Below are 13,222 nucleotides of genomic sequence, written 5' to 3'. Positions count from 1 at the left end.
TTTATTGAATGATTAGGTAAGTGTATACATCTGTACCGGAAGTAATAGTGAACCACTTCGCACTTCCCCATGCCGTTGTGACAACATCAGGAGCTGTATTGCAGGGTGCCGCTGTACCTCCTATATCTCCGTTAAAATAGGTCTCCGGGACCGAAGTGCCTGCGTGATACATTTGGAATTTAGACATCGACCACTTGGTGTTATTGGAAATAATCCCGCCCGGAACAAGGCTGCCATGGTTCCATGGTCTTGGTGACACAGGAGATCCTGCTCCCAAATAAACGTTCCAGCTAGAAACCGGAAACCCCGAAGAAGAATACTGATCCCTGTAGTTTTCATATTTTGCAGTAGCTCCCGCCGGCACTATGATAGGATCAGGATCTTTGGAGGTGACTATCGGATAACATCCACCTCCGGTATTATTATTAGCATAAATATTTCCGTGGAAATCATAATTAGTAGTGAGATTCTGAATGATCAGCGTTCCTCCCTGAGCATACGCCGAAGAAACAGCGCATATGCCGAGCAGCAGTAAAAACTTTTTCATACTATTTCTCTGATTTTAAGTTCTTACGGATCTCATCACTTTTCTGCATATAGATCTGCGTGGCCCAAACAATTGTCTGGCTCATATCTCCGCCCGTTTTTCTCGTAAGTTCAGCTTCTGTAACTCCTGTAGAGAGGATAAGTTCTTTAGAGGCAGGAACCAGAAGAGCCTTTCTTCTGTCGCTGAGCTCAGAGGTGTTTCTCTGCTTTTCCTCTTCAGTAGGTCTGTTTTGAGGATCACCCAAACTTTTAAAAGCTTTATTAAAATTCTCCATTTGCGGAGTCTTCATGCTTTCTAAAGTATTTACAGTTGTTGCCTCATTATTACAGGAAATGAGACTTATTACAGCGATTGCTGATAATAATAAATGTTTTTTCATGGTTAAAGTTTAATGATTGGTGTTAAAAAATTAATTTTTCATAAATGTATAAAAAAAAATAACGTGAACAATAAATTATTCACGTTTTAGTGTTATTTCAGTTAAATTTATTTATCGTTAATTGTCTAATGAGTAATAAATTACACTTCTATGTTATTCACTTTCAAGTGTTTTTTTAGCTTCAGTAAGCTCTGCTTTATCCTTTTCGTTCAGCTGAGGATACTTAAGATTCATTCTTTCCAGAGTGTCGATGATGATCTGTATAGCTGCTACTCTTGCAAACCATTTATTGTCTGCAGGAAGTACATACCACGGGGCATGATCTTTTGAAGTCTCATTGATAGCCGCTTCGTAGGCCTCCATATATTGAGGGAATAATGCTCTTTCAGGAAGATCTGCCGCAGAGAATTTCCAGTTTTTCTCCTGTTCATTGATCCTGTCCAGCAGCCTTTTCTTCTGCTCGTTCTTAGAAACATTCAAAAATATTTTTACAACAGTTGTTCCGTTCTGCGCAAGATGTTTTTCAAAATTCCGGATGCTTTCATACCTGTTTTTCCAGAATGTATCATCAAAATCTTTTACAGAAGACCAGGTTTTCTCACTGAGATTATATTCAGGATGAACCTTACATACCAGGACACTTTCATAATGGGAACGGTTGAAAATTCCGATCATTCCTTTCTGCGGAAGAGCCAGATAATGCCTCCACAGAAAATCATGAGCATATTCCTTAGAACTTGGTGTTTTGAAGCTGGTCACATTACATCCCTGTGGATTTACCCCTCCGAAAACATGTTCTATCAGGCTGTCCTTTCCTGCTGCATCCATTGCCTGAAGAATCACAAGCAGAGACTGGCTACCGTCTGCATACAGTTTTTCCTGCAGCTCCCGGAGTTTTTCTTTTTCTTGTATTAAAAGCTGTCCGCCTTCTTCTTTGGTTAGCTTTCCTTTATATTCTGTCGCAGCTTTTTTTATCGAAAATTTTCCTTTTACCAGGAAATCATCTGAGAAATTAGTGTCCATATGTTTTTAATATTTAATGATTGAAGAATTTAAAAATTTAAATACTGATAGATTAGAGAATTAAAAGTTTTTTTTAGCTAATCTAACTTCTAAAATCTTATTTAAATAAATGTAATAAAAAAACCGTCTCCAATGAAGACGGTTTTTTTATTTCTTAGTAAAGATTTACTTTGCTGCTGCTTTTTTAGCAAGCTTAGCTGCTTTCTTTTCAGCTTTAGCGGCTGCTTTCTGCTCTTCAGCTGTCAATGGCTTCGGTTCAGGAGCGCTGGCGTCTACATTACCTTTGATGTAGATTACACTTCTGCTGTTGGCAGGGTCGTTAGAGAATACCTCGATCATTTTGTTGAAAGGACCATTAAGAGCAGTATTGTATCCCACTTTAATCTTAGCAGATTTTCCAGGCATAATTGGATCCTGGCTAAACTCAGGAGTCGTACATCCACAAGAAGGTTTTACATTAGAAAGGATCAAAGGCTTATCACCTGTGTTCGTTACAGTAAAAAATCTTGTACCGTCAGCATTAGGTTTGATAGTACCATAGTCAAAAGTGGTTTTATCAAATGTAATAGTCTGTGCAGATGCTAATGCAAATGTTCCAAATAATGCAATTCCTGCAATTAATTTTTTCATATTCTTGAATGTTAATATGTTTGTTAGATAAATTTTGAGAAACAAAGTTAAAAATTATTTTAATTCATACTTAAAATTTTTTTTCTTTAGACTATTTTTGCAAATTGTAAGCAAAAGAAATAGAATTTTATGCAGATTTCAGAAAAGTACAATCCACAGGAAACTGAACAGAAATGGTACAACTTCTGGATGGAAAACAAATATTTCCATTCAGAACCTAATGAGAAACCACCATATACTGTGGTAATTCCTCCGCCAAACGTAACGGGGATATTACACATGGGACATATGCTGAACAATACCATTCAAGATGTTCTCGTCCGCCGTGCAAGAATGCAGGGCTTCAATGCCTGCTGGATTCCCGGCACAGATCACGCTTCAATTGCCACTGAAGCTAAAGTTGTTGCTAAGCTGAAGTCTGAAGGGGTCAGTAAATCAGATATTACCCGTGAAGAATTCTTAAAACATGCCTGGGACTGGACCGATAAATACGGAGGAACCATTCTTGAGCAGCTGAAAAAACTTGGGTGCTCATGTGACTGGGACAGAACCCGTTTTACCATGGAGGAAAAACTTTCTCAGCAGGTAATCAAGAGTTTCGTAGACCTTTATAACAAAGGATTGATCTACAGAGGCTACAGAATGGTCAACTGGGATCCGGAAGCAAAGACCAATATTTCTGATGAAGAAGTAATATTTAAAGAACAAAACGGAAAATTATATTTCCTGAAATATAAAATTGAAGGTTCGGAAGAATTTCTTTCCGTAGCTACCACACGTCCCGAAACTATTTTCGGGGATACTGCCGTATGTATTAACCCTGCTGACGAAAGATATGCGCATCTGAAAGGTAAAAATGTAATTGTACCAATCGTAAACAGAGTGATTCCGATCATTGAGGACGAATATGTAGATATTGAATTCGGAACGGGAGCGTTGAAAATTACACCGGCCCATGATACCAATGACTACGAAATCGGAAAGAAGCACCAACTGAAAATGATTGATGCTTTAGATGATGACGGAAATCTTAATGAGTATGGTTTACATTATGCCGGTAAAAATAGGTTTGACGTAAGAAAGCAGATCGCAAAAGAATTGCAGGAAAAAGATCTTTTACTGAAAGCAGAAGATTACATAAATAAAGTAGGAACTTCCGAAAGAACAGGTGCCGTTATCGAGCCTAAAGTTTCCGTTCAGTGGTTCCTGAAAATGTCTGAAATGTCTAAACCTGCTTTGGACGTAGTAATGGATGATGAGGTTAAATTCTATCCGGAGAAATTTAAGAACACCTACAAACACTGGATGGAAAACATCCGTGACTGGAATATTTCCCGTCAGCTTTGGTGGGGACAACAGATTCCTGCATTCTATTATGGAGACGGTGAAAATGATTTCGTCGTTGCAGAAAGCATCGAAGAAGCTTTAATTTTAGCTAAAGAAAAAACCGGAAACCCGAATCTCGAAACATCAAATCTGAAACAAGACGAAGACGCTCTTGATACGTGGTTCTCATCATGGTTATGGCCAATGTCTGTATTTGATGGTCTGCTTGATCCGGAAAATAAAGATATCAACTATTATTATCCAACTTCTGATCTGGTAACAGGTCCGGATATTATTTTCTTTTGGGTTGCCAGAATGATCATGGCCGGATTGGAGTACAGAAAAGAAGTTCCATTCAAAAATGTATATTTTACAGGAATTGTAAGAGATAAGGAGCGAAGAAAGATGTCAAAATCTTTAGGAAACTCACCGGATCCACTTGAATTAATGGATAAATATGGTGCAGATGGCGTTCGTGTAGGGATTTTATTGAGTTCTGCAGCAGGAAATGACCTTCTTTTCGATGAAGATCTGATGCTTCAGGGAAGAAATTTCATGACCAAAATCTGGAGTGCTTTTCGACTAATCAATATGTGGAATCATGAAGATAAACCAGCTAACTCTACAGAAATTCAGACAATAGAATGGTTTGAAAATCAATTAAATAAATCAATTGTTGAAATTAATGATCAATTTGAGAAATTTAGAATTTCAGATGCTTTACATTTAATTCAAAAATTAATTAAAGACGATTTCTGTGGTTGGTATTTGGAAGCGATTAAACCTAATTATGGGGAAGGTATTTCTAAAGAAGTTTACTATAAGACGGTTTCACTTTTTGAAGAATTAATGAAATTGGTTCATCCATTTATGCCTTTCCTGTCAGAAGAAATCTGGCAGCTAATTTCTGAAAGAAGTACAGATGAAGCTTTGGTTATTGCTCAGCAGAAAAAAGCAGCAGCATTTAACGAAGATATTATTAAAAACTTTGAAACTGCATCAGAAGTTATTTCAGGAATTAGAAATTATCGCCAGACAAAAGGTATCTCTCCAAAAGAAGTTGTAGAAATTTATACAAACGCTTCAGAATTTGCGAATGGATCAGTAATTAAAAAATTGGGTAATGTTGCCGAAATTCATTTTGGTGAAAAAACAGATAAGCCAAGTTTTACGTTTTTAGTAGGGGCGACTGAAGTTTCTATTCCTCTAAGCGATAATTTAGATTTAACTGAAGAAAAAAAGAAAACAGAAGAAGAGGTAAGCTATTTAAAAGGTTTCCTGATCTCTGTTGAAAAAAAGCTTTCCAATGAAAGATTCGTAGCCAATGCTAAACCTGAGATCGTTGAAGTAGAACGTCAGAAACAGAAAGATGCTCAGGATAAAATTGCTATATTAGAAGAGAAACTGAAGAGCTTGTAAATTTAAAAGACAGACCATAAGTTTGTCGGAATGTCAGGCTGAGCATAAGATGCAAATTTATACTCAGCCTGATATCTTAAACAATAAAAGTTAAATGACACACATAGAAAACATAAAAAAACTATTTTCAAAAAACTTCGTGGAAAGCCCGTTGTTGGAAAGCTTTGAAGTGGGGAAAATCTATCTTTCAAGTGGAAAGCTGGTTGCCTGTGATCCTTTGATCACCAATGATATGCAGCCTTTTACTACAGAATTTCCGAAAGGGAATTTTTCTGTTTTGCTCCACAAAGAGAAAGAAAGCAACTGTGTCGCTTATGCAGAAATTATTTTCAGCAGTGAGGCAATCACCAACTGGGAAATGGCGGTTACTGCAGGTCAAGATATCAAGGATCTTGGTGAAGAGGAAATCTTCGGATACCCGGTAGAAAGCGGGATGGGATGCCTGATGGATGTAGACACCCAAAACAGTCTGAATGAGCTTGAAAAAAGACTTTATCATAGCAAAGGGGCAGACTTTATGGGAATCTATGAAGAATTTTTCCATGAGTATTTCTTTGATGAGAAAGGTGCCATAGATCAGTATGCATTTCTGAAGCCTGCTGATGAACATCCCGGTACTATTTTTGCCTTTGAAACAGGATATGGTGAAGGCTTTTATGCCAGCTATATCGCCTATGATAAAGATCAGCAACCCGTGAAGATAATTACTGAATTTATTGAAATAAGTTAATTAAATTAGTTATTTTTAAACTTAGTTTTCAGAGTACATTATATTAAACTTACATAAAAGCACCAATGAAATTCTCGTCAGAACAACCCAAAATTATTGTTGTAGGCAGCTCTTCAATAGATCTGGTTTTAGAAACCGAAAAAATACCCCAGCCTAATGAAACCGTTTTAGCTGTTCATTCAGACAGTTATTTTGGAGGAAAAGGAGCCAATCAGGCGGTGGGAACTGCAAGACTTGGAGCCAGTGTTTATTTTATAGGTTGTGTAGGAATGGATCCTTTGGGCCAGCAGATCATGAGAAATCTGGTGAGCGAAGGTGTCAATGTAGGTTTTGTTCATGAAACAGATACAGAATCCACAGGAACAGCCTATGTAACCACCAGTCACGGAAATGCAGCTATTGTAGTAGTACCTGCAGCCAATAAGCGCCTGAGTATACAGCATGTGGAAGATGCAGACCGTTATTTCCAGAGTGTAGACCTTATTTTGGTTCAGCTTGAAGTAGCCATGGAAGTGGTAGAATATACCATACGGAAAGCAAAAAAATATGGTAAAAAAGTAGGGCTTTATGCTTCTCCAGCCATGAAAATAAATGAAGGAATTATAGACAACGTAGATTTTATTGTTGCAAAGAGCAGTGAACTGCATACTGTTTTCGGAGAAGAGAAAAGAGAAGAAATTCTTAAAAAATACTTCAATAAAGTTTTTGTAAGAGATGATACCAATTCGACAATCTATTTTGATGGTACGGAAATGAAATACTTCAGAAATGATAAAGACGAAACCGTTTACAAAATGGGAATGGGTGATGCTTTTATTTCAGGATTTGCCGTTGCACTCTGTCACGGGAATTCTATTGAACAGTGTGTGAAATTCGGAAATGAAGTTTCCTCAAGGGTTTCCGGAGGCAAAGGTTCACAGACAGGACTTCCAAGAATGTCCGATTTCTTTTCCTAAAGCTATTTGCCACATATAGAAAGTCAGAAACTTAACATATAAATATCAGTAAAATCTCCACTTTTATAGTGGATTTTTTCTTTTTATCCTATGGAAAAACTGCAACTCATTACAAAAGACCATATATCGTTGGCTATTCACCTTTTCAAACCCGAAAAGAGCAATGGGAAACTGCTTCTCATTAACTCGGCAACGGGAGTGAAACAACAGGTCTATTTTTCCTTTGCCCAATTTTTTTCACAACAGGGATTTACAGTCATCACTTATGATTACCGGGGTATTGGGCTTTCAAAACCCAAACATATGAAAGGTTTTAAGGCCTCAATGAGGATCTGGGGTTCTGAAGATTATAAAACCCTGACCCAATATATTAAAACTGAATTTTCAGACTATAAGAAATACTGTCTGGGACATTCGGTAGGCGCCCTTATCCTGGGAATGAATGAGGATTCTGCCATGTTTGATGAGTTTATTTTTGTAGGAACCCAGAATGCATTTGTTGGGCACTTAAAATTAAGAACCAAAATTGAAGCTTATCTTGGATTTGGAATTGTTCAGCCTTTAACTACCGGATTATTAGGCTATTTTCCGGCTCATTGGTTCGGGCTTGGAGAAAGTCTTCCAAAAAATTGTGCATATGACTGGAGAACCTTAATTTTAAACAGGAAATCAACCAACAGGCTGTTGGAAAAAATTGATGACTATTCTAAAAATTTGACACAGAATGTGTTTGTGATCCGTGCGGAAGACGATGTCTGGCTAACTGAAAAAGGGGTATTAAGTCTTTTGAATGATACATATCCTAACCTTAAGCCTTCCTACAGACTCGTAAAAACTTCGGAATCTGATAAAAAAGAAATTGGACATGTTAATTTTTTTAGAAGTTATAATAAGAAACTCTGGAACATTATTTTAAACGAATTGACAGATAAATGAAAAGTACGATTGAAAACACCGTAGAATTTGTAAAGGAAAAATTAGAAGGCGCTGAAGCAGGGCATGACTGGTACCACATTGAAAGAGTATGGAAGCTGTCGAAAAAGATTGCTGAAACAGAAGACTGCAACCATGATGTTGTAGAACTTTCAGCATTGTTGCATGATATTGCTGATCCGAAGTTTCATAACGGAGATGAGACCATTGCCCCGAAAATAGCAAGAGAATTCCTTGAAGATCAGCAGGTGCCGGAAGATGTGATAGAAAAGGTTTTATTTATCATTAAAAATATTTCATTTAAAAACAGAGCTGAAGCTCCCGCTGAACTGCCTATTGAGCTTCAAATCGTACAGGATGCAGACCGTATCGATGCTATTGGTGCCATTGGGATCGGAAGAACATTCAATTTCGGAGGTTTTAAAAACAATCCGATGTATGATCCGGAAGTTCAGCCAAGTCTGAATATGTCTAAAGATGAGTATAAAAAATCCAACGGAACGACCATCAACCATTTCTACGAAAAACTTCTGCTACTAAAAGACCTGATGAACACTGACAAAGGAAAGGAAATTGCTCAGCAAAGACATGATTATATGCTTGGATTCCTTGATCAGTTCTTCAAAGAATGGAATGTAGATTAAGATTCCCCTGAAAAATCTTAAATCAGTATCTTTGCAGTATGGAATTCATCATTTTTGTTATCTTCTGGGCTTGTGTGCTTTCTCTGATTTTATATAAAGTAAAATCGGGAAGGGTAGCAAAATGGGCAAAACTCTTCCGTATCCTTACGGTTGTTTTTTCAATATCAATTTTTACCTATTGGTTCATCAAAAAAAGTGCAGTAGGCTTTGTGGATAATTCCGTAGGACTTCAGGTCATCAATAAGCTTCCCCAGACACTGGATTTTTACCTGATCAAAGTTGATAGTGCGAAAAACGGTAATCTGGAGCCTAAGCATATCGGGAAAATCCGTCCGGAATACTACAGGATAGAATATCTTAAGATGGATAAATCCAATGAATACTGGATTATAGGATATCTTGGTAAAAAGAATATGGTATACTTTTCACAGCATGCCGTTCCCAATAAAAATATTGATCAGATTGTAGAAGTGCAGAACTATATCAACCAGAGTGTAAAACTGTCCGATGCTGCAAAAAAACAACTCGATACCTATAATTACGAAAATACAAAATTGGGAATCTGGGTTTCACTGGATTTCCTTCTTCTTTTTCTGAATCTGGTATTGTTGCTAAGAAAAAATAAACATCAAAAAAATGAGCAATAAATAATAATTTAGATTGTTCACTATTTATTATTTATCGCTCATTACTATTACTCATATTTAAGGGTAATCCAGGATATGCATGACCTGTTCCTTAAATTCTTCAGGACAATTTTTGATCAGTTTATCTTTATTCTGTTTACTGATTTCGTTTGGCTGTAGCCATTCTGTACGGTTTGCACTCAAGCTGTGATTATCATAAACCCGCTTTATTTTTTGATCTTCATAGAACGTATACTCGTCGCCCAGCCATGTACTGGCAATCTTTATTGTGCAGATTTCTTTTTCCATGATATTTGTATTTTTATGTAGTGTGCTCTGTATGAACGACATTACACTCTAAGTTACTAATTTTTTTTCAATAAAAACAGCTTTTAGCGGCTTTTATCATCTTGGAAAAAGAAATACTTTTTTAATGGATTAGAACAGGGTTCCGTTATTGTCAGTAGCCATCTGTGGAATGTGAAGATCAGTTTTCCAGTCCTCATTCATTTTCTTGATAAAATAGGCGGAAAGTAGAGGAGATGCTTTTTCAATATTTTGATGCACAAAGAAATAAACATTCTGAAGACCCTCTTTTTTCCATTTTGTAAGGTGCTTCATCCAATCGTCAAGTCTTTCATAATCGCTTTCTGCATTAGCACCAACATAGCGGATAAATGCATTGGGAGTGGTAAGACGCATATGAAGCATATCTCTTCTTCCTGCAGTATCTACGATGATATTGGTGATATTGTTAGATTCAAAGAGCTCGCATGTTGTATTGAAAATGTTCTCATCAGTGAACCATTCAGTATTGCGGAGTTCAATAGCCAGAGGAACTTCTTTAGGCCAGTCTTTTACAAATTTTTCCAGTCTGTCATAATCTTTAGGCTTAAAATTATCGTGAAGCTGCAGAAATGCCATTCCCAGCTTTTGGTCGAAATTCATAACTGCTGATGCGAAATGAGTCACAGGTTCGGTAACGTCAATCAGTCTTCTGAAGTGGGAGACAGTATTGGTAATCTTTGGAAAGAATTTAAAATTTGCCGGTGTTTTCTCTTTCCAGATTTCTACTTGCTCAGGGGTAGGCATTCCGTAAAAAGTAGCGTTCAGTTCAATAGAGTTAAACTGGGTGGCATAATATGTCAATTCGTCTTTTGTCCCTTTGGGATAAAATCCTTTAAGATCAGTTTTGTTCCATTTAGCACATCCTATGGAAATATTTTCCAATCCTTTTTTATTTTGATTTAAAATTTCTTTCGTTCTGGAATGATCTTTAGGAAGGGTAAAATCTATTTTTGACGGGTCTTCTACTTGTCCGAATTTCATATTTTGAGATTTTTAGGAATTATAATAACAAATATAAAATAAACTGAAGTTACAGCAATAACAACCTTATGGGATTTTACCTATTTAAAAAACAAAAACCATAGAATTTCTATGGTTTTTATGATGCTTCTTTATGGCCAATAAAATCTTTTATTTTACACCTTGTGTTACCATTTTGTTGGAAACAACAGAATAGATACAACCTGAAGTCTTTAGATTAACAGTAATTGTCGCCGGAGTAGATCGGTAAGCAGTATCACCATAAGGTTCAATAATCTTTCCGCTTGAATCCTTTACCGTTTTTCCTTTGATCGTATACGTCATTGTTGCAGTTCCTGTAAATCCGCTTGAAGGATTAAAGGTAACAATGCCGGTAGATTTATTATAGGTCCATGTTCCTTGAGGAGTTACTTTTTTACGGTACAGGGTAAGATCTGTATCACTGCTTTTTGTAAAACTGAAAGTTGAATAGTCAATATTAGTATTACTTGCAGTAGGTGGAGTCGTAATACTGATAGGACCATTGTAGGCTATATCATTATTGAAAACCGGAATAGTGACCGGCTGAAATTTACACGTAGAAGTCACATCATTATTAGCCACAGCTGCATAGGGAAGGGTAAGCTTCACATTTCGGATGATATGCTGCTGAAATGCAGCTCCGGTAGATGCTGCAAAACCTAGCTTTAAAACTGCCGGAACGGTTGCATTCAGCGTTTGATTGGTTGCAGTTCCTTCAATATCTGAATTATTGAAATCAGAAATCTGTGGATTGGCATTTTCAGTATAAGGTACCGAAGTTTTATAATGGTAATAATTAATGACGTTCACAGGTGTTCCGGCCTGCGTTGTCTGAATATCTACTTTTATGTCAAACCCATCCGTTGTAGTTGGACTTGTAAAATGCGGAATCAGGTCAAGATATACTTTTCTGAACTCTCCGGCATTATTTCTGAGATCAAATACCGAGGTAAGTGAATTGGAGGTAGCCAGATAACTTCTGTCTGCCTGTAGAATTCTGCCTACCGTTCCAGAATTACTTAGTGTAGAGCGGGTAGCCAGAACAGGATATCCGGTATACCCAAGACCTAATCCTGTTGAACTGCTTATATTGGCGCCTATAGCTCCTCTTAAGGTGACATGACTTGTTCCCTGGCTCCATGTTACTCCTTGTATACCGTTTACTCTGGAATCACCCTGAAAACGTTTCGATTTAAAATTACCGAACTCATCCAGAGCAATGCCAAGATAAGCTCCTGATAAACCTGCTTTTCTTTGAGGGGCAAACTGGTCTTTTGTTCTGTTATATGAATATCCGATCCCCGCTCCGGGCGCTCCGATAGTAGGATTGGTTACAGCTCCGTCATAAAGGAAAAAAGATAATCCGTCACCGTAAGTTCCATTGAATGGAGTTCCGTTTTTCATATCATATTCAAATTCTACGTGAAGTCCGTTTACGGATGTAAAAGTTCTCCCGTTGATGAACAATCCGCCAAACTGCCCGGAATTTGCGGGAGTAAGCTGTACTCCTGTGGAAGTATGGGATGCATTTCCCTGTGTTGTAAGTTCGGATGCTCCCGAAGCATTCATCAGTGAACTCGAATAGGAATAAAATCCGTAAATACTTGCTACTTCTGTACTGTCTGTTTGTGCATATACCAAGTTGGTAAGCATCACGAAGACCAGGCTCATCAAAGACAGCCCTTTAAAATTATTTTTCATGGCGTCTTATTTTACAACAAATACAATGTTGATGAATGATGCTGAAGTAGCATTGGATAAAACATCGTAATTTAATACGCCCGTACTGCTGATGCTGTTTATTTTGAAAACACTTGTATCATAGCCCGTCACATAGTAGTATAAATCAGTCGCGTTTGGAAAAAACGGTATCGTGGCAGGTGCAGATGCACTTCTGGCATTAACAGGAACATTTGAAAATTGATTCTTATACAGAGTGTATAGATCTTTTGTCTGTCCCGCTGCAGTTGTGGTCGTATCAAAAACTACGCTCGGCATATAGAAAAACTTAGCTACATAGGGAGAAAGACAAACCCAGTCTGGAGTAGCCGGAGTACCTACATTCTGGCTGATACATTTTTTGTTGGTATCATAAATAACCAGTCCTGTAGCAGGATTTGTAACTGATGAAACGTTTGTGATTCTTGGCAGCAGAACTCCTTTTGTTGTGCTTGTAACATCCAGAACGGAGCTTTGATCAGGGGTGGAAGTATTAATACCCACCTGTGCGGTAATGGCGCAATAAGACATTACCAAAACTAAAGTGATAATTTTGTACATTTCGAAATAATTTTTTTTGTTTGTGTGTTTATTCTATTAACCAATTTCTTGCCAATAGCGAATTAATTATATAATCTAAATATTTTTTTATTTATTTTATATTATAAATATTTTCGATCATAAATAATCTTGAATAAAAAATAAATTTTAAATTCAATATTTGATGTTTTTCTTGTGTGTTTTTGGCTGTGTTTAGTGTGTTTTTCTTATTTTTTTCATCTATGGTTTCTTTGTGTTTTATTGTGTTTTTAATTGCAAATATCAATTCCTTTAAATAAAAAAATAAAACATTATTTTTTTATTATTTGCAAAATTTTTGTGTTTTATATTTTCACCAAAAATGGCTTTATTTAGTGAATTTTGAGCAAATGTATATAAA

General features: G+C 36.8%; 14 protein-coding genes. 6 read left to right on the top strand and 8 right to left on the bottom strand.

What is annotated here, in order from left to right; all coding sequences use genetic code 11:
• Position 1: 1 nt before the first annotated feature.
• The 4 genes from QF044_RS13545 to QF044_RS13530 all read right to left on the bottom strand — a co-directional run bounded on the left by QF044_RS13545 (position 2) and on the right by QF044_RS13530 (position 2,579).
• Positions 2-547 carry a hypothetical protein gene (locus QF044_RS13545; protein WP_307268185.1) on the bottom strand — a complete coding sequence of 182 codons (546 nt, stop codon included), beginning with the start codon at positions 545-547 and terminating at the stop codon, positions 2-4.
• 1 nt (position 548) lies between these two features.
• Positions 549-926: a hypothetical protein gene (locus QF044_RS13540; protein WP_307268183.1), complete on the bottom strand. Its 378-nt coding sequence runs from the start codon at positions 924-926 to the stop codon at positions 549-551.
• A gap of 153 nt (positions 927-1,079) precedes the next feature.
• Positions 1,080-1,949, bottom strand: coding sequence for a polyphosphate kinase 2 family protein (locus QF044_RS13535; RefSeq protein ID WP_307268181.1), 870 nt, complete (start codon positions 1,947-1,949; stop codon positions 1,080-1,082).
• 165 nt (positions 1,950-2,114) lie between these two features.
• Positions 2,115-2,579 (bottom strand): DUF1573 domain-containing protein, encoded by a 465-nt coding sequence (locus QF044_RS13530; protein ID WP_307268179.1) that lies wholly within the window; start codon positions 2,577-2,579, stop codon positions 2,115-2,117.
• A gap of 129 nt (positions 2,580-2,708) precedes the next feature.
• On the opposite strand from QF044_RS13530, the gene QF044_RS13525 reads away from it, so the two are divergent.
• The 6 genes from QF044_RS13525 to QF044_RS13500 all read left to right on the top strand — a co-directional run bounded on the left by QF044_RS13525 (position 2,709) and on the right by QF044_RS13500 (position 9,234).
• A complete protein-coding gene (locus tag QF044_RS13525; RefSeq protein WP_307268177.1) occupies positions 2,709-5,324 on the top strand; it encodes a valine--tRNA ligase in 2,616 nt (871 codons plus the stop codon).
• A gap of 94 nt (positions 5,325-5,418) precedes the next feature.
• Positions 5,419-6,054 (top strand): DUF4241 domain-containing protein, encoded by a 636-nt coding sequence (locus tag QF044_RS13520; RefSeq protein ID WP_307268175.1) that lies wholly within the window; start codon positions 5,419-5,421, stop codon positions 6,052-6,054.
• A gap of 65 nt (positions 6,055-6,119) precedes the next feature.
• On the top strand, positions 6,120-7,010 hold the full coding sequence (locus QF044_RS13515) for a ribokinase (RefSeq protein ID WP_307268173.1): 891 nt from the start codon (positions 6,120-6,122) through the stop codon (positions 7,008-7,010).
• A gap of 90 nt (positions 7,011-7,100) precedes the next feature.
• The gene (locus tag QF044_RS13510) at positions 7,101-7,946 is read left to right on the top strand and encodes a serine aminopeptidase domain-containing protein (protein WP_307268171.1); all 846 of its coding nucleotides are present in this window, start codon (positions 7,101-7,103) and stop codon (positions 7,944-7,946) included.
• A complete protein-coding gene (locus QF044_RS13505) occupies positions 7,943-8,587 on the top strand; it encodes an HD domain-containing protein (RefSeq protein ID WP_307268169.1) in 645 nt (214 codons plus the stop codon). Before QF044_RS13510 ends, QF044_RS13505 begins: the two co-directional genes overlap by 4 nt.
• Before the next feature lie 38 nt (positions 8,588-8,625).
• Positions 8,626-9,234, top strand: coding sequence for a hypothetical protein (locus QF044_RS13500; RefSeq protein ID WP_307268167.1), 609 nt, complete (start codon positions 8,626-8,628; stop codon positions 9,232-9,234).
• A 57-nt stretch (positions 9,235-9,291) separates the two neighbouring features.
• Here the strand turns inward: QF044_RS13500 and QF044_RS13495 are convergent, their stop codons facing one another.
• The 4 genes from QF044_RS13495 to QF044_RS13480 all read right to left on the bottom strand — a co-directional run bounded on the left by QF044_RS13495 (position 9,292) and on the right by QF044_RS13480 (position 12,843).
• Positions 9,292-9,522, bottom strand: a complete 231-nt coding sequence (locus QF044_RS13495; RefSeq protein ID WP_307268166.1) for a hypothetical protein — start codon at positions 9,520-9,522, stop codon at positions 9,292-9,294.
• A 129-nt stretch (positions 9,523-9,651) separates the two neighbouring features.
• Positions 9,652-10,542, bottom strand: a complete 891-nt coding sequence (locus tag QF044_RS13490) for a DUF72 domain-containing protein (RefSeq protein ID WP_307268164.1) — start codon at positions 10,540-10,542, stop codon at positions 9,652-9,654.
• 150 nt (positions 10,543-10,692) lie between these two features.
• Positions 10,693-12,264, bottom strand: coding sequence for a hypothetical protein (locus QF044_RS13485; RefSeq protein ID WP_307268162.1), 1,572 nt, complete (start codon positions 12,262-12,264; stop codon positions 10,693-10,695).
• 6 nt (positions 12,265-12,270) lie between these two features.
• Entirely contained in the window at positions 12,271-12,843 is a 573-nt protein-coding gene (locus QF044_RS13480; RefSeq protein ID WP_307268160.1) for a hypothetical protein, read from the bottom strand.
• Positions 12,844-13,222 lie beyond the last annotated feature (379 nt).

This window comes from Chryseobacterium sp. W4I1 (assembly GCF_030816115.1).
GTDB lineage: Bacteria > Bacteroidota > Bacteroidia > Flavobacteriales > Weeksellaceae > Chryseobacterium.
Note: the sequence above shows the minus strand (reverse complement) of the source record. Positions and strands in the feature narration are given on the sequence as shown.